The following is a 15,478-nucleotide window of genomic DNA, read 5'->3' as shown; positions in this document are numbered from 1 at the left end:
CGGCCGGCTCCGCCCCGGGCCGGCCGGTCAGCGGGATTCCGGGCCCGCCAGGTGACGGGCGATCACCATGCGCTGGATCTGGTTCGTGCCCTCCACGATCTGGAGGACCTTCGCTTCGCGCATCAGCCGCTCGACCGGGAAGTCCGCCGTGTAGCCGTAGCCGCCCAGGACCTGGACCGCGTCCGTCGTGACGGCCATCGCCGCGTCGGTGCAGAAGAGCTTGGCCATCGCCGCCTGGCGGGAGAAGGGCTTGCCCGCGTCCCGCAGCCGCGCCGCCGCCAGGTACAGCGCGCGGCCCGCCTCGATCTTCGTCGCCATGTCGGCCAGCATGAACCGCAGGCCCTGGAAGTCCGCGATGGGGTGTCCGAACTGCTTGCGGTCCAGCGCGTAGGCCAGGGCCTCGTCCAGGGCGGCCTGGGCCACGCCGATCGCACAGGCGGCGATGCCGAGGCGGCCCGCGTCCAGGGCGGCCAGGGCGATGGTGAAGCCCTGGCCCTCCTCGCCGATGCGGCGCGAGTCGGGGACCCGTACCCCGTCGAAGTGCAGCTGGGCGGTGGGCGAGCCCTTCATGCCCATCTTCTTCTCGGGGACCGCCGCCGTGAGGCCCTGCGCGTCGCCCGGGACCAGGAAGGCCGTGATGCCCTTCGGGCCGTCCACGCCCGTGCGGGCCAGCACCGTGTAGAAGTCGGCGACGCCGCCGTGGGTGATCCAGGCCTTGGTGCCGCTGATCAGCCAGTCTTCGCCGTCGCGGACCGCCTTGGTGGTCAGGGAGGCCGCGTCGGAGCCCGAGGACGGCTCGGAGAGGCAGTACGCGCCGAGCAGTCCGCCGCCGAGCATGGCGGGCAGGTGGGCGCCCCGCTGCTCCTTGGTTCCGTAGCCGGCCAGGCCGTGACAGGCCAGCGAGTGCACGCTGACACCGAGACCGACGGTCAGGCGGGCCGCGGCCAGCTCCTCCAGCACCTGGAGGTAGACCTCGTACGGCTGGTCGCCGCCGCCGAACTCGCCGGCGTACGGAAGCCCGAGCAGTCCGGCCTCGGAGAGCAGCGCGAAGACCTCGCGGGGGAAGCGGCCGGTGTCCTCCTCCTCGGCGGCCCGGGGGCGGATCTCCCGCTGCGCGATCTCGCGCACGAGCGCGAGCAGGTCTCGGGACTCCTCGGTGGGCAGCGATCGGTCCACCTGCGGCGCGCGGTCGGTCATGGCGGCGCTCTCCTCACGTTCAAGCACGGGGCGGCGCGTGAGGGTGGTACGCGTCGCCGGGTCTCGGGGCTCACAACCGATGGTGCCCTCCCGGATCGCGGGAAGGTCCTGTTCAAGGGGCTGCGGCGGTTGAGTATGCCCGATCAGGGGCTTCCCGTCACGGGCTGAAGATCCTCCTCGGGGACGGGCGGGGCCGGGCATTCCGGGACGAACTCCTCGATCACCGTCAGGGTCGCGCGCAGCGTGCGCACCAGCAACGCTCCGACCGCGGCCCGGTCGGGGTGCCCCGGGTCGCCGGGAGCCCCGGGCCCGCGGCCCTCCCGGGCCTGCGACGGGACCTGGGCAGGGATCTGCGGCAGGACCTGGAGCTGGGCAGGCACCTGGGCCGGGATCTGCGGCGGGATCTGGGCCGGGTCCTGCCCGCGGGTTTGATCCGGCGCCTCGTCAGCGCCCCGCACCGCAGCCGCCGCAGGAGCCCGCACCGCGGCGTCCGCCGGGCCGATCCAGTCGAGGGTGCTGCCCTCGACGCCCGCGAGCCAGCCGACCAGTGCCAGCCGGGCGACCGGCGGGATCTCGCGGCGGCCGTACGCGCCTTCGGCGATGGTCGCGATGAGTTCCTCGCGGACGGCGTCGCGGATGGCGAGGACCTCGGAGTCCGAGCCGACGCCGCCGGTGACGATGGTGCGGTAGGCGGCCTGGTGGTGCTCGGCGTAATAGAGGTAGCCGTCGATGGTGCTGCGCACCCGCTGCGCGTTGGGGAGTTCGCTCTCGCCCGCGGCGCGGGCCACGAGCTCGGCCACCGAGTCCTCGACGATGGCCAGGTAGTAGCCGCGTTTGCTCTTGAAGTAGTAGTAGATGAGCCCCTTGGCCACGCCCGCGTGCTTGGCGATGTCGTCCATGGAGAGCGCGTCGTACGAGGTGTCTGCGAACAACTTGCGGCCGATCGCTATGAGTTCGGCCCGCCGAACCTGCGAACGTCCGGTCGCTCCCCGCTGTTGACTATTATTCAAATTCAGCCCTAGCCTCGAACTGCCACAGGATGCCCGCAGTATGGCAGACCCCCTGGCACCCCCCTTCGCACTCCCCCTGCGCACCGGACGACGTACGGGAGGACCACATCATGGGCACCAGCAGGACCAACACGACCAGAAACGCGCCCGAGGGCCGGGCCAATTGGAAGAAGACCGCCGCCGTCGCGATGCCCGCGGTCGTCGCGGTCGGAGCGATGGCGATGGTCATGGCGCAGGGCGCGCTCGCCGCCTCCTTCGCCGTCTCGGGGACCAGTTTCCAAGTCTCCTCGTCCAAGCTGAGCAGCAAGGGCCTGTCCTCCTACGTGCAGACGGACCGCTCCGTCGACGGCAAGGGGCATCCCGTCGCACTGCTCGGCATCGGCGAGGCCACCCTCACCGACATCTGCCAGGCCGCCGAGGTGGACACCCCGGTGGGCAAGGTGATCTTCAAGCTGACCGCCGGCGGCCCGGCCGGCAACGTCACCGCCAGCAATCTCGTCATCGACGGCGAGGACCTGGCCGGCGACGCCGTCTTCGGGACGGCCCAGATCGGCCGCGACGCCTCCACCCTCGACCAGGTCGGCGGGATCAAGGGCGAGGCCGGCAAGTTCGGGCTCCAAGCCGGGGACATCGAGGTCGTGGACGTGAAGTCGCACGCCTGGTCGGCGACCGGCGGCAACTTCCACCTCAAGGGCCTGAAGCTGAACGTCAGCCTGGACGGCAAGAAGTGCTTCTAGGCCTGCGCGGGCCCGCGGGGCCGGGCAGCGGATGGCTGGAACGCCGCCTCCCGCTGCCCGGCCCCCGGCGGCGGCTGCGCACCTGGCGCCGCACCCGCCCCTTCTGGGGCGGGCTGCTGGTGATCCTGGGCGGGACCGAGCTGCTGCTGGTCCCGCTCTCCCCGCTCACCGTGCTGGTCAGCCTGGGCCTCGGCGGAATCGCGGCCATCGGGATCGGCCTCGCGCTGATCGCCGCCGGCCTGTTCCTGTGGCTCCTGCCGCAGACCCGGGCCTACGTCTCGATCCACGCCCTGCTGCTCTCGGTGGTGTCCTTCGTGGCGACCAACCTCGGGGGCTTCCTCGTCGGGATGCTGCTCGGCATCGCGGGGAGCGCGCTGGCCTTCGGCTGGACCCCGGTGCCCGATCCGGAGGCGGGCGAGGAGGGCCCGTACATCCCGAGCCTGGACGGCAGCGGCCCGCGCACGCTGGCCGCCGCGCTGCCGGTGGTGCTGCTCGCCTCGCTGGTGGCGGGCACCGGGGAGGCGAGGGCCGCCTCGGCCGGCCCGCCGATGGCCGCGCGCACTCCCCCGACCGTGACCACCTCGCTCTTCGCCCCGCAGGGGTTCGCCTTCGCGGGGGTCACGCAGGTGCCCACGGTGGACGGCCCGCTGAAGGTGCTGGTGCTGCGGATGCGGGCCGCCACGCTGACCGACTACGAACTGCACAGCCGGGACGGCCGCGAGGAGTACGGGCTCGCCGCCAAGCGGCTCGACCTGAGCGGCGAGGTGACCTTGTACCTGACGAGGTTCAGCGGGTGCATCGGGGGCCTGCTGTGCGTGACCTTCAGTCCGGACGGGCTGCCCGCTCCCCCGGTCATCCCGCCGTTCGCCTTCATGACCCGGGTGAGCGCGGAGCAGGCGCTCGTCACCTCCGACGTGATCAGGACCGACGACCTGCGGCTGGTGGCCTCGTGATCCCCGTACAGGCCGCGCCGCTGTGGGCGTACGGCATCGGCGCCACCTTCGCGGTGGCCGCCGGGCGCCAGCTCCAGTGGTGGGAGCGGTCGGTCCGGGGCGAGGGCGTCCGTACCAGGAGCCGCGCGGCCAATCCCTACCTGGCGCTCACCCTGCTCTACGCGGCCCTGCTGCCCGCCCCCACGGGGGCGTACCTGCTCTGGCAGAACCCGGCCTGGTCGACGATGCACGTGGCCCGCGACCACGACGGGGTGTGGGCGGGCTTCGCCCTCTTCTACGGGGCCTCGGTGGTGGCAGGCGCCCTGCTCGGGTTCCTGACGGCGCGGCTGTTCGTGCTGGTCGGGGCCGGGTACTGGGGATACCTCCAGGCGGTGGCCGGGTACTTCCTGCTGTTCTTCACCCTGATCCACGGGTGGGACGGCAGGGGGTACGAACGGCTGCTGAGCGCCGATCCGCGGGCCTTCGCGGACTGGTCCGGGGAGGGTGTCCTGAACGGCGTGCTGGCCTTCGCGACCACGGGCACCTTCCTGGCCGTGCTGATCTTCGGGACGGCCGTCATCGGCACGATGCTGCTCACCGAGATCGGCTGGCTGGTGGAGGGCTGGCGGCTGCCGGGCGCCGCGGCGGACCTCAAGGTGCCGAGGGTGATCGCGGTGGCGATCGCCGGGGCGGGGGTCTACGGGCTGCCGTTCGCGGGGGCGGTGGGCGCGAGCGTGCTGGTCCGGCTGCTGGGGTGGTGGGCCGGAACCGGGGCGTTCGCCCTGCTGGCCGGGGTGGCGCTGCTGCCGGCACGGTCGCCCGTGCGGGCGCTGTACGGGCTGGTGGGCATTCCGGACGGGCACTGGCGGGTGGAACCGGAAGCGGAAGCCGGGGTGGAGACGGAGGACGGGGCCGCGGCGGCCGCCGGGGCGAAGGTTAGAAGAACCAGCCGACCTGGGTGACGAACATGGCCACGACGACGACCAGGGTCCAGCCGAGCACGTGCTCCAGCCAGGAGGAGGAATCGTCCTCCGGTCCGCCGGTGCGGACCAGGTTGCGGGCGCGGGCGGTCAGGGCGGCGCTGTGTGCGGTCATGCCTCCAATGTGACAGCGGGGGCGGCCCTCGCGGTAGAGACGACCGTCACGGGTGGCATGTCTCACGCCCCCGGCCGCGTGGTGCGGACCGGGGGCGCGAGCGGCGCGTACGGGCCGGATCAGGTGGTGCGGCCACGTCCCGCCATGGTGGTGCGGTCGCGGCCCGCCATGCCCGCCATGGCCAGGGCCAGGCACAGGGCGATACCGCCGGCGAGGACGTTGCTCCACACCGTGCGGGTGGTGCTGACGTCGCCGGAGATGACGAAGGGCGCGACGATCGTCCAGGCGGCGAGACCGACCGCCGTCCAGGCCATGGCGTGGGTGCGCTCATAAGCGGAGCCGAGTCCGCTCATGCACAGGCAGTACGCCAGGCCCGCGATCAGGTTGTTGATCGCCAGCGAGCTGAGCCCGCTGAATCCGGCGATCCACGGCGAGGCGGCGATGTAGAGGCCCGTCATCAGGGCCAGCGCCTCGACGATCTGGGCACTCGGAGTGCTGGTGACCCGCTCGAACCGCGAGCGCATCTCAGCGAGGTCGGGGTGGTGTTCGATTCTCGGTTGGGTGGTCATGGCGGGCTGCCTCCTATGAGAAGCTCCTATTGCCCTTTTGCCCTTTATGTTGCGCTTACATGCCTTTCGGGGCAACGCGAAATCTCAGAGCACCCCGACCGCCCGCAGCGCGAGGACCTGAGCCGGGTTCGGCCGGATCGGACCGTAGAGGTAGCAGACGCCTCCGGTGCCGGAGACGACCTTGCCCGCCGCGTTGTGGCGCTTGGTCCGCAGCCAGTTGTTCTCGAACTGCCTGCGCCGGTAGACGCGGCGCACGGCGGTGTTGTCGGCCGAGTTCGGGTCGTTGGCGATCACGTCGCCCGAGGCGGTGAAGCCGATGACGGTCATCAGGTGGCCGGCCGTGCCGTAGCCCGCGCCCGGGAGCTCCTCGGCCGTGAAGGACTGGGAGGTGATGACCGGAACGCCGGCCCGGACCAGGGTCTCCAGGTCGGCCAGCGAACCGAGGCGGGTGACGACCCCCGCGAGCTGGCGGTAGGTGGCGGCGTAGGCGGCGTTGAAGGGCCAGTTGCCGCAGCCCTTGTACGCGGCGTCGTAGGTGGAGCGGGCGGCGTGGCAGACCTGCGGGTCCGCGTAGTCCTTCTTGACCCAGGCCACGGACGTGGCGCTGGCCCTGCGGCCCCAGAACTCGATGATCATCTGCGAGGAGGTGGGGCTGCACCAGGCCTCGCCGCCGTTGTCGTACTCGGGGTACTGGCCGGCGTGCGTCTCCTGCGAGTACCTCGGCACCTTCAGCTCGTGGGCCCCGCCGGAGGCGGCGGTCGCCGGGACCGAGAACCGGTCCGGGACGTCCGAGGCCATGGCGCCGGCCAGCCACACCGTGGGGCCGCGGCTCGCGCCGGGCTTGCGGTACAGGGTCAGGCGCAGCCGCCAGTCCTTGATCCGCAGCCCGCTCGCGGGGGCGTCCACGGCGAGGGTGTCGGTCCAGACGGTGGACTTGCCGTCGGTCTGCCCGTCCACGGAGGTGCGCCGGATGTCCCCGTCGCCGGCGGCCCAGCGGCCCATCACGTACCAGGGGGTGGCGGCGCCGTCGGTGTAGGTGCCGCGCAGCTCGATCTGGATCCAGGTGCCGGCCGGGGTGCGGGCGTTCCAGGAGGCGATGGCCTCGGTGGCGGGCACGGTGGAGGCGTGGACCGGGGAGGTCCAGGTGGCGTACTCCCAGGTGCTCTTCTTGCCGGTGTGCGGGTCGGCGTACTCCCTGCGGCCCGTCGGGGTCTTGATCTCCAGGCCCGGGCGGGCGCCGCCGATGGCGGTGGTGCCCTGGTGGAGGCCGGCGGTCCAGTGGGCGTACGAGTACCAGAACCGGTTGTCCACCGTCTTGCGGGCGGCTCCGGCGGCGGCCCCCTCCGGGGCCGGGGCCGGGGTGTCCTGTCCCGGCCCCCCGGGGGCGGGCTTCGGCTCCGCCGCGGCGGCTCGGCCGCCACCGCCGGGGACGGTGGCGGCGGTCGCGGCCGCGAGGACCACGGCCAGCAGGGCGCGGCGGGGTGTGGGTGCGGTCATCGGCGTGGCCCCCAGGGGTCGGTGCGGCGGGTCGGCTCCCGCCCACCCTTCCAGTTCCCGCCCACGGGACCGTGAAGCCGGGCCGCCGTGTCGGGGTGACGGGGCGCGGCCCCCTCTGGGGGCGGGCCCCACGGGGCTGGGTCCCCTACCCGCCCTTCCACCGTTCCCCGGGCTCCGCCCGGACCCTTGCCGGGTGCGGCGCCGTTCCCGGGGGCCAGCCCCAGGGGGTCCGGGGCGCAGCCCCGGGGAACGGGCGAAGGGCGGGTAGGGGAACTCCCCCGCGCAGCGGCAAGGTCGCTGCCGGTGGCTGAGGGCGCCCATGGCCCAGGCCATACGCTGGGTTCGTGGAGACTCAGCCGTCACTTTCGTCACTCTGGCCGCTCGCGCGCGAGATCCTCGCCGTGCCGCCCTCCCTCGGACCCGTCCGCCTCGTCGGGATCGACGGGCACGCCGGGTCCGGGAAGACCACCTTCGCCGGGGCGCTCGCCGAGGCGCTGGGTGGGGTTCCCGTGCTGCGGCTGGACGATGTGGCCACCCATGAGGAGCTGTTCGGCTGGGTGGGGCGGCTGCGCGCGCAGGTGCTGGAGCCGCTCGCCGCGGGGCGGGCCGCGCACTGGGCTCCGTACGACTGGGTCGAGCGGCGGTTCGGTCCGGAACGGGTGCTGGAGCCCGGTCCGGTGCTGTTGGTCGAGGGGGTAGGTGCCGGACGGCGCGCCCTGCGCCCGCACCTGGCGCGGCTGCTGTGGATGGAGACCCCGCGTGCGAAGTCCTGGGGGCGCGGGCGCGACCGGGACGGGCGCGAACTGTCCGACTTCTGGGACGGATGGGAGCGCGCGGAGCTCGCGCACTTCTCGGATGACCCTTCGCGCCCCTTCGCGGACACCCTGGTGCGACAGAGCAGTACGGGATACGAGTGGACTTCCGGGGCTGCCGGGGCGGCGGAAACCGGCGTGAAAGTGACTGAGGGTGACGGGGTGCCCCAGGCCTGAAGGGCGGGGGGACGGGTCCCTCCGCGGGTGCTTCCCGGCTCCTTGACCCGGGGCGGGGACGGCCTTACGTTCTGAAGAGGCGGCCCTCACCGGCCGCCGCGGACGCGGAGCCCCCGATTGTTCCCCCGTGATCGGGGGCTTCGTGTCGTCGCCGATCCCCCTCGAAGTACCGCCCGGCACTCCTTCTTCGCGGCGTCGCACGGGGCCCATTCCGGCGAAATCATCACCGTGCGTCACCCTGGACGACTCGGATGTGCACCCGGCAGGTCTTCGACGCACCCTACGTAAGGTGCGTAACCGCAGGTACGATGCACCCCTGATTTCATCGGCGCAGGGACAACTCGCGTATGCGTCGCGGGGGTTGCTGGGCACCACGGGGGCACGCTTGTGGGGGATGTGATGGACTTCGCCGCGCACGGCAGCAGCGCGCACGCCCCGGCCGAACTCGCCTGGCTGCGAGGAGTGGACGCCTGCACGATGGGCGCCTACCCGCAGGCCGAGGAGGAGTTCCGGGCGGCCGTACGACTCGATCCCGCCATGGCCGACGCCTGGCTCGGGCTGCACGCGCTCCGCGTCGACACCACGAACGCGTTATTGCGCATGTACGCCCACCGGGACCGGTTCGGGGAGCAGCGGGCCCGCCACCGGCGGACGCTGAACTCCTGGTACTGGCTGGGCTGGTGGGTGCAGCCGGTCCTGGAGACCCGGCGGGACCTGCTGCTGGCGCACGCCTCGCACTGGCTGGACGGACGTCACGTCCCCGAGCTGGACCAGGCGCTGGCGGCCCTGCCGCCCGTGGACACCGACCCGCAGGTGCGCTTCCTGCACGCCTGCCGGGCCTACTTGGTCAAGGACTGGGAGCAGCTGGTCCGCTCCACCGAATCGCTGGTCGACGATCCGCTCCTGGGCATCGAGGCGGGTCTGTTCGGCGGGATGGCCCGGGTCCGGCTGGAGATGTACGGGCAGGCCGAGCCGCTGCTGTCGGCCTCGCTGATGCGCTGCCGCAGCGAGCAGCCCCAGCGCAAGGAGCTGCGGTACTGGCTGGCGCGGGCGCACGAGGGGACCGGGCGCAGCGCCGCGGCCCTGCCGCTGTACCGGGCGGTGCACCGGGTGGACCCGGCGTTCATGGACACGGCGGCCCGGCTGACGGCCATCGAGGACAGCGAGGACGCCGACGGCCTGGCCGGGTACGCGAGCGGCGCCGGCTACGAGGCCGTCGGCGGGCACGGACCGGCACCGTCGGGCGGGGACTTCGCGGCGGTGGCCCTGGGCGGCGGCGGTCCGGTCCAGGGGATCGCCGCCGACGGACAGCCGGACACGGACCCGCTCGCGGCGGCCGACCCGCCGGAGCCGCGGCACGGCCCGGGAGCCCCGGGGCCCGGGGCGGGGCTGCCCGCCGGGGTACGGCACAAGGCCTCGCTGCCCGCGCAGCCCGGACCCGTGGAACTGCCTGCCGGACCGGCGGATCCGGCGGCGCTGGCCGAGGCGCTCGCGGAGCTGGAGCGGATGGTGGGCCTGGAGCCGGTCAAACGGCAGGTGAAGGCGCTCTCCGCGCAGCTGCACATGGCCAGGCTGCGGACGGGTCAGGGACTGCCGGTGCAGCCGCCGAAACGGCACTTCGTCTTCTCCGGGCCTTCGGGCACCGGCAAGACCACGGTGGCGCGGATCCTGGGGCGGGTCTTCTACGCGCTGGGCCTGCTCGGCGGCGACCACCTCGTCGAAGCCGGGCGCGCGGACCTGGTCGGCGAGTTCCTCGGGCAGACCGCCGTGAAGGCGAACGAGCTGATCGACTCGGCGATCGGCGGGGTGCTGTTCGTCGATGAGGCGTACAGCCTCTCCAACTCCGGCTACAGCAAGGGCGACGCGTACGGGGACGAGGCCCTGCAGGTGCTGCTGAAGCGGGCGGAGGACAACCGGGACCACCTGGTCGTGATCCTCGCGGGCTACCCGGCGGGGATGGACCGGCTGCTCGCCACGAATCCGGGGCTGTCCTCGCGGTTCACCACGCGGGTGGACTTCCCCAGCTACCGGCCGCTGGAACTCACCTCGATCGGCGGGGTGCTGGCCGACGCCAACGGGGACCGGTGGGACGAGGAGGCGCTGGAGGAGCTGCGGAGCATCAGCGGGCACGTCGTGGAGCAGGGGTGGATCGACGAGCTGGGCAACGGGCGGTTCCTGCGCACGCTGTACGAGAAGAGCTGCGCGTACCGGGACCTGCGGCTGTCGGGCTTCACCGGTGATCCGTCCCGGGAGGACCTCTCCACCCTGCGGCTGGCGGACCTGATGCAGGCCTACGGGGAGGTCCTCTCGGGCCGCGGCCCGCAGGAGCGGCCGGAGCCGCCGCCGCTGTAGCCGCTGCGCGGAGCCGTCCCCTACCCGCCTTTCCACCGTTCCCTGGGGCTCCGCGCCCCAGACACCGCTCCTCAAACGCCGGAGGGGTTGGATGTGCCGCGCAGCGGCACATCCAACCCCTCCGGGACCTCCTACGCGCTCCGCGCGTACCCCCGGTGCGCGGGGTCGCGGACCTCGCCGACCAGGGTTTCCAGTACGTCCTCCATCGCGACCAGGCCCAGGACCCGGCCCGAGGGATCGGCGACCTGCGCCAGGTGCGTCGCGTCGCGGCGCATCACCGTCAGGGCGTCGTCCAGCGGGAGCGTGGAGCAGACCGTGGTCATCCGGCGCCAGACCCGCTGGGGCACGGCCCGTTCCCGGTCCTCCAGGTCCAGGACGTCCTTCACGTGCAGGTAGCCCATGAAGGCACCGGTCTCGGTGCGGACGGGGAACCGGGAGTATCCGGTGCGGACCGTCAGCTGCTCGATCTGGCGCGGGGTGACGGCCGGGCCGACCGTGACCAGCCGGTCCGGGGCGAGGAGGACGTCGGTGACCGGGCGGCTGCCCAGTTCCAGCGCGTCCTCCAGGCGCTCCTGCTCGACCGGCTCCAGGAGACCGGCCTGCCGGGAGTCCTTGAGCAGGCGGCCGAGCTGGGCGGAGGTGTAGACGGCCTCGACCTCGTCCTTGGGCTCCACCTTGAAGAGCCGCAGGATCAGGGTGGCGCAGGCGCCCAGGGCCGTGGTGACCGGTCCGCAGACCCGTGCGAAGGCGACCAGGCCCGGGCTGAACCACAGGGCCGTCTTCTCGGGGGCGGCCATGGCGAGGTTCTTGGGGACCATCTCGCCGATGACCAGGTGCAGGAAGATCACCGCGGTGAGGGCCACCGCGTAGCCCAGCGGGTGGATCAGGCCTTCGGGCACGTGGGCGGCGTGGAAGACGGGCTCCAGGAGCCGGGCCACGGTGGGTTCGGCCACGGCGCCGAGGGTGAGCGAGCACATGGTGATGCCGAACTGCGCGGCGGCCATCATGCGCGGCAGGTTCTCCAGGCCGTGGAGCACCTGGCGGGCCCGCTTGGAGCCGGCCGCCAGGGGTTCGATCTGGCTGCGGCGGACGGAGACGAGTGCGAACTCGGCGCCGACGAAGAAGCCGTTGGCCAGGACGAGGAGCAGGGCGAACAGGAGTTGGAGCGCGTTCACCGGCCACCCACCTGTGCCAGTTCGGCGGGGGCGGGTACCGAACCGAGCCGGTCGGGGCCGAGTCCCTCGGGAGCGGTGCGCACGAGGCGGACCCGCTCGGCGCGGTAGCGGCGGACCTGGCGCACGGAGAGCTTCCAGCCGGGCAGTTCGGCGCGGTCCCCGGGGGCGGGGATGCGGCCGAGCAGGTCGGCGACGAGCCCGGCGACGGTCTCGTACGGCCCTTCGGGGACCTCCAGGCCTATCCGGCGCAGGGTCTGCACGCGGCAGCTCCCGTCGGCCTCCCAGGAGGGGCGGCCGTCCTCGGCGGGTACGGCGGCCAGTTCGGGGCTGCCGTCCTCCGCGAGGTCGTGCTCGTCGCGGACTTCGCCGACGAGCTCCTCCACGATGTCCTCCAGGGTGACGACCCCGGCGGTGCCGCCGTACTCGTCGACGACCACGGCCATGGGCTGTTCGCTGCGCAGGCGTTCCAGCAGCGGCTGCACCGGCAGGGAGCCGGGCACCAGCATCGGGGCCACGCAGATCCCGCTGACGCTGGTGCGGGCGCGCTCGGACTCGGGCACGGCGAGGGCGTCCTTGAGGTGGACGACCCCGGTGATCTCGTCGATGCGCTCGCGGTAGACGGGGAAGCGGGACAGGCCCGTGGCGCGGGTCAGGTTCAGCACGTCGGCCGCGGTGGCCGTGTGCTGCAGGGCGCTGACCTTGACCCGGGGGGTCATGACCAGCTGCGCCGTGAGTTCGCCCAGCGAAATGGTCCGTACGAAGAGGTCGGCGGTGTCCTGTTCCAGGGCGCCGGCCTGGGCCGAGTGACGGACCAGGGAGACCAGCTCGCCGGGGGTGCGGGCGGAGGCCATCTCGTCGGTGGGCTCTACGCCGAGCGCCCGGACGAGCCGGTTGGCGACGGCGTTGAGGCCCGCGATGACCGGCCGGAACACCCGGGAGAAGACGTGCTGCGGGCCGGCCACGAAACGGGCCACCTGGAGCGGCCGGGAGACGGCCCAGTTCTTCGGGACGAGCTCGCCGACGACCATCTGGACGGCGGAGGCGAGCAGCATGCCGATGACGACGGCGGCACCGGGGACGGCGCCCTTGGGGAGGCCGGTCGCTTCGAGCGGCCCGGCCAGCAGGGCGGCGAGGGCGGGCTCGGCGAGCATGCCGACCACGAGGGAGGTGATGGTGATGCCGAGCTGGGTGCCGGAGAGCTGGAAGGACAGCTCCCGAAGGGCTGCGACGACCGTGCGGGCACGGCGGTCGCCCTCGGCCGCGGCGCGTTCGGCCTCGGGTCTCTCGACGGTGACGAGGCCGAATTCGGCTGCCACGAAGAAACCGTTGGCGAGGATCAGGGCGAATGCCGCCACGAGCAGGAGTAGCGGGATGGTCATGCCGCCGCCTCCGGAGGGAGGGCGGCGCGTGTACTACCGGACGATCCGTCCATTGCTGGAGGGAGTCACTCCTCAGGTCGATGGTGCCCACGGGCCACGGGGTCCCGGGGCGTGTGGGAGGGCACGCGTGTGCGCGCCCCGCCCACCAGGTTAGTCATTGGGACCGCCGCCGCAATGGGACGCAGCGACGAGGTCGGCCGGGCTCAGCCGTTCTTGGAGCCGGTTCCGTGGGCTTCGGCCAGGGCGCGCAGGGCGCGGGCGTCGGCGATCGCCTGGGCCTTGGCGACCCCCGGCTGGATGCCGAGGGCGGGCAGGCTGGTGCCGTCGTTCAGGTCGAGGAACACCCACGCGTCGCCGGGGCGGAGGTTGACGCGCAGGATCTGCGCCCACTCCAGGCGGCGGGTGGTGGTGAGGTTGACGACCGTGACCCCGGTCTCGTCGGCGACCACCTTGGGGCGGCTGAGCAGGACGAGGACGCAGGAGAGCAGGGCCGCGGTGAAGACGAAGGCGATCCGCTCACCGGGGTGCAGGGTTTCGAGGATCAGCGCGATCGCCGAGATCGTGACGAACATGGCGGCGCCCACGCCCAGCAGGACGGCCCGCGTGCGGGTCGGCCGGAAGGTGACCGGCAGGGCGGGCGGTGCGGACTGGGCGGTGGCGTCGGCCATGTGCGTCAGGTGCCTTCGGGTGGTGCCGGGTGGCGGATCGGGGAAACCGGGCGTGCCGTCAGAGGCGGCAGGCGTGGATCGAGGTGGTGAGGATCGCGCGGGCGCCGAGCTCGTACAGGTCGTCCATGATCCGCTGGGCCTCCTTGGCGGGGACCATGGCGCGGACGGCGACCCAGCCCTCGTTGTGCAGCGGGGAGACGGTCGGCGACTCCAGGCCCGGGGTGAGGGCGACCGCGCGCTCCAGGTGCTCGGCGCGGCAGTCGTAGTCCATCATCACGTAGCTGCGGGCGACCAGGACGCCCTGGAGACGGCGCAGGAACTGCTGGGCCCGGGGGTCCTCCGGGTCGGTGCCGTTGCCGCGGATGACGACGGCCTCGGAGGTCATGATCGGCTCGCCGATGACCTCCAGTCCGGCGTTGCGCAGGCTGGTGCCGGTCTCGACGACGTCGGCGATGATCTGGGCGACGCCGAGCTGGATGGCGGTCTCGACCGCGCCGTCGAGGTGGACGACGGAGGCCTCGATGCCCTGGTCGGCGAGGTGCTTCGCGACGATTCCCTCGTACGAGGTCGCGATGGTCATCCCGTGGAAGTCCTCGGGGCCCTTCGCGGTGCCGGGGATGGTGGCGTAGCGGAAGGTGGAGCGGCCGAAGTTCAGCGGCAGGATCTCCTCGGCGCTGGCGCCGGAGTCGAGCAGCAGGTCGCGGCCGGTGATGCCGATGTCGAGCTTGCCGGAGGACACGTAGATCGCGATGTCCTTGGGGCGGAGGTAGAAGAACTCCACCTCGTTCTCGGGGTCGACGACCACGAGCTCCTTGGACTCCTTGCGCATCCGGTAGCCGGCCTCATGGAGCATCGCCGACGCCGGTCCGGAGAGTGAACCCTTGTTGGGGACGGCGATGCGCAGCATGGGGGCTTCCTTTGGTGCGTAGGTGCGAAAGGGTGTGCTGGTACGGGTACGGACGCGCGGACGCCCCGGCACGGTGGGCCGGGGCTCGCGCGGAACTGCCGCGGCCTGAGAACTGGTGCGGCCTAGAGGTGCGCGTAGACGTCTTCGAGGGAGATCCCGCGCGCCACCATCATCACCTGGACGTGGTAGAGCAGCTGGGAGATCTCCTCGGCGGCGGCTTCCTTGCCCTCGTACTCGGCGGCCATCCAGACTTCGGCGGCCTCCTCGACGACCTTCTTGCCGATGGCATGGACACCCTTGCCGACCAGCTCTGCGGTACGGGAGGTGCTCGGGTCACCGTTGGCCTTGAGCTGGAGCTCGGTGAAGAGCTCTTCGAAGCTCTTGGGGGTTTTGTTCGCCATGATGGTCCTCAGAATACGGGGTCCGCGGTCGCCTACTGGCGCCAGGGTTCGCTGACGGTCCGCAGGGTCATGGCGGTGGAGACGGCGGCGGTGACCGCTTCGTGTCCCTTGTCCTCGTTCGACCCCTCGAGTCCGGCGCGGTCCAGCGCCTGCTCGTCGTTGTCGCAGGTCAGTACGCCGAAGCCGACGGGGACTCCGGTGTCGATCGACACCTGTACCAGGCCCTGGGTGACGCCCTGGCAGACGTAGTCGAAGTGCGGGGTGCCGCCGCGGATGACCACGCCGAGGGCGACGATGGCATCGTAACCGCGACCGGCCAGTACCTTCGCCACGACCGGGAGCTCGAAGCTGCCCGGGACGCGCAGCACGGTGGGCTCGTCGATCCCCAGCTCGTGCAGGGCCCGCAGGGCGCCGTCCACCAGGCCGTCCATGACCTTCTCGTGCCACTGGGCCGCGATCACGGCGACGCGCAGGTCTCCGCAGTTCTTCACGCTCAGTTCGGGTGCGCCCTTGCCGCTCACAGCTCTGCTCCTCGTTGCGATTCGTGTGGTGTTCTGAGAATTCGGGGGT

General features: G+C 72.5%; 15 protein-coding genes and 1 pseudogene. 5 read left to right on the top strand and 11 right to left on the bottom strand.

Going from position 1 to position 15,478, the window contains the following annotated elements:
• Positions 1-27: 27 nt before the first annotated feature.
• Together OG730_RS33885 and OG730_RS33880 are read right to left on the bottom strand one after the other, a co-directional pair.
• Positions 28-1,197, bottom strand: coding sequence for an acyl-CoA dehydrogenase family protein (locus tag OG730_RS33885; protein WP_327307800.1), 1,170 nt, complete (start codon positions 1,195-1,197; stop codon positions 28-30).
• Between the two features lie 497 nt (positions 1,198-1,694).
• Positions 1,695-2,207, bottom strand: a pseudogene (locus tag OG730_RS33880) (TetR/AcrR family transcriptional regulator); the annotation flags it as partial.
• Between the two features lie 188 nt (positions 2,208-2,395).
• Between OG730_RS33880 and OG730_RS33875 the strand changes: the two are divergent.
• Genes OG730_RS33875 through OG730_RS33865 form a run of 3 tightly spaced genes read left to right on the top strand, consistent with a single transcriptional unit; the run spans position 2,396 to position 4,838 of the window.
• Positions 2,396-2,944, top strand: a complete 549-nt coding sequence (locus OG730_RS33875) for a DUF6230 family protein (protein WP_442815228.1) — start codon at positions 2,396-2,398, stop codon at positions 2,942-2,944.
• Positions 2,935-3,897: a DUF6114 domain-containing protein gene (locus tag OG730_RS33870; protein ID WP_327307798.1), complete on the top strand. Its 963-nt coding sequence runs from the start codon at positions 2,935-2,937 to the stop codon at positions 3,895-3,897. Before OG730_RS33875 ends, OG730_RS33870 begins: the two co-directional genes overlap by 10 nt.
• On the top strand, positions 3,894-4,838 hold the full coding sequence (locus tag OG730_RS33865; RefSeq protein ID WP_327307797.1) for a hypothetical protein: 945 nt from the start codon (positions 3,894-3,896) through the stop codon (positions 4,836-4,838). Before OG730_RS33870 ends, OG730_RS33865 begins: the two co-directional genes overlap by 4 nt.
• Here the strand turns inward: OG730_RS33865 and OG730_RS33860 are convergent.
• From OG730_RS33860 to OG730_RS33850, 3 genes are all read right to left on the bottom strand, one after another.
• The gene (locus tag OG730_RS33860) at positions 4,813-4,971 is read right to left on the bottom strand and encodes an SCO1431 family membrane protein (RefSeq protein WP_243341628.1); all 159 of its coding nucleotides are present in this window, start codon (positions 4,969-4,971) and stop codon (positions 4,813-4,815) included. The two genes, OG730_RS33865 and OG730_RS33860, sit on opposite strands and share 26 nt — an antisense overlap.
• Positions 4,972-5,090: 119 nt before the next feature.
• Complete coding sequence (locus tag OG730_RS33855) at positions 5,091-5,540, bottom strand: SPW repeat protein (protein ID WP_327307796.1); 450 nt, start codon at positions 5,538-5,540, stop codon at positions 5,091-5,093.
• A gap of 84 nt (positions 5,541-5,624) precedes the next feature.
• On the bottom strand, positions 5,625-7,037 hold the full coding sequence (locus tag OG730_RS33850) for a C39 family peptidase (protein ID WP_327307795.1): 1,413 nt from the start codon (positions 7,035-7,037) through the stop codon (positions 5,625-5,627).
• Between the two features lie 344 nt (positions 7,038-7,381).
• On the opposite strand from OG730_RS33850, the gene OG730_RS33845 reads away from it, so the two are divergent.
• Together OG730_RS33845 and OG730_RS33840 are read left to right on the top strand one after the other, a co-directional pair.
• On the top strand, positions 7,382-8,026 hold the full coding sequence (locus OG730_RS33845) for a uridine kinase family protein (protein WP_327307794.1): 645 nt from the start codon (positions 7,382-7,384) through the stop codon (positions 8,024-8,026).
• A 399-nt stretch (positions 8,027-8,425) separates the two neighbouring features.
• A complete protein-coding gene (locus OG730_RS33840; RefSeq protein ID WP_327307793.1) occupies positions 8,426-10,378 on the top strand; it encodes an AAA family ATPase in 1,953 nt (650 codons plus the stop codon).
• A 131-nt stretch (positions 10,379-10,509) separates the two neighbouring features.
• Here OG730_RS33840 and OG730_RS33835 read toward each other — a convergent pair whose 3' ends face one another.
• The 6 genes from OG730_RS33835 to ribH all read right to left on the bottom strand — a co-directional run bounded on the left by OG730_RS33835 (position 10,510) and on the right by ribH (position 15,429).
• Positions 10,510-11,553: a hemolysin family protein gene (locus OG730_RS33835; protein WP_327307792.1), complete on the bottom strand. Its 1,044-nt coding sequence runs from the start codon at positions 11,551-11,553 to the stop codon at positions 10,510-10,512.
• Complete coding sequence (locus tag OG730_RS33830) at positions 11,550-12,932, bottom strand: hemolysin family protein (RefSeq protein ID WP_327307791.1); 1,383 nt, start codon at positions 12,930-12,932, stop codon at positions 11,550-11,552. Before OG730_RS33830 ends, OG730_RS33835 begins: the two co-directional genes overlap by 4 nt.
• 203 nt (positions 12,933-13,135) lie before the next feature.
• Positions 13,136-13,600: a PH domain-containing protein gene (locus OG730_RS33825; RefSeq protein ID WP_327307790.1), complete on the bottom strand. Its 465-nt coding sequence runs from the start codon at positions 13,598-13,600 to the stop codon at positions 13,136-13,138.
• A 58-nt stretch (positions 13,601-13,658) separates the two neighbouring features.
• Positions 13,659-14,507 (bottom strand): ATP phosphoribosyltransferase, encoded by an 849-nt coding sequence (hisG, locus tag OG730_RS33820; protein WP_266876436.1) that lies wholly within the window; start codon positions 14,505-14,507, stop codon positions 13,659-13,661.
• A 122-nt stretch (positions 14,508-14,629) separates the two neighbouring features.
• The gene (locus OG730_RS33815; RefSeq protein WP_327251701.1) at positions 14,630-14,908 is read right to left on the bottom strand and encodes a phosphoribosyl-ATP diphosphatase; all 279 of its coding nucleotides are present in this window, start codon (positions 14,906-14,908) and stop codon (positions 14,630-14,632) included.
• 32 nt (positions 14,909-14,940) lie between these two features.
• On the bottom strand, positions 14,941-15,429 hold the full coding sequence (gene ribH / locus OG730_RS33810; RefSeq protein ID WP_327307789.1) for a 6,7-dimethyl-8-ribityllumazine synthase: 489 nt from the start codon (positions 15,427-15,429) through the stop codon (positions 14,941-14,943).
• Between the last annotated feature and the right edge of the window lie 49 nt (positions 15,430-15,478).

The sequence above is a fragment of the Streptomyces sp. NBC_01298 genome, from assembly GCF_035978755.1.
Lineage (GTDB): Bacteria > Actinomycetota > Actinomycetes > Streptomycetales > Streptomycetaceae > Streptomyces.
The sequence above is the reverse complement of the archived record's forward strand: the minus strand, read 5'-3'. Positions and strand labels throughout refer to the sequence as shown.

Excerpts from the sequence above, each read along its gene's own strand:
- OG730_RS33885 (WP_327307800.1), bottom strand. The coding sequence starts at position 1,197 with ATGACCGACCGCGCGCCGCAGGTGGACCGATCGCTGCCCACCGAGGAG.
- OG730_RS33815 (WP_327251701.1), bottom strand. The coding sequence starts at position 14,908 with ATGGCGAACAAAACCCCCAAGAGCTTCGAAGAGCTCTTCACCGAGCTC.
- OG730_RS33860 (WP_243341628.1), bottom strand. The coding sequence starts at position 4,971 with ATGACCGCACACAGCGCCGCCCTGACCGCCCGCGCCCGCAACCTGGTC.
- OG730_RS33830 (WP_327307791.1), bottom strand. The coding sequence starts at position 12,932 with ATGACCATCCCGCTACTCCTGCTCGTGGCGGCATTCGCCCTGATCCTC.
- OG730_RS33855 (WP_327307796.1), bottom strand. The coding sequence starts at position 5,540 with ATGACCACCCAACCGAGAATCGAACACCACCCCGACCTCGCTGAGATG.
- OG730_RS33875 (WP_442815228.1), top strand. The coding sequence starts at position 2,396 with ATGCCCGCGGTCGTCGCGGTCGGAGCGATGGCGATGGTCATGGCGCAG.
- OG730_RS33840 (WP_327307793.1), top strand. The coding sequence starts at position 8,426 with ATGGACTTCGCCGCGCACGGCAGCAGCGCGCACGCCCCGGCCGAACTC.
- OG730_RS33825 (WP_327307790.1), bottom strand. The coding sequence starts at position 13,600 with ATGGCCGACGCCACCGCCCAGTCCGCACCGCCCGCCCTGCCGGTCACC.
- hisG (WP_266876436.1), bottom strand. The coding sequence starts at position 14,507 with ATGCTGCGCATCGCCGTCCCCAACAAGGGTTCACTCTCCGGACCGGCG.
- OG730_RS33850 (WP_327307795.1), bottom strand. The coding sequence starts at position 7,037 with ATGACCGCACCCACACCCCGCCGCGCCCTGCTGGCCGTGGTCCTCGCG.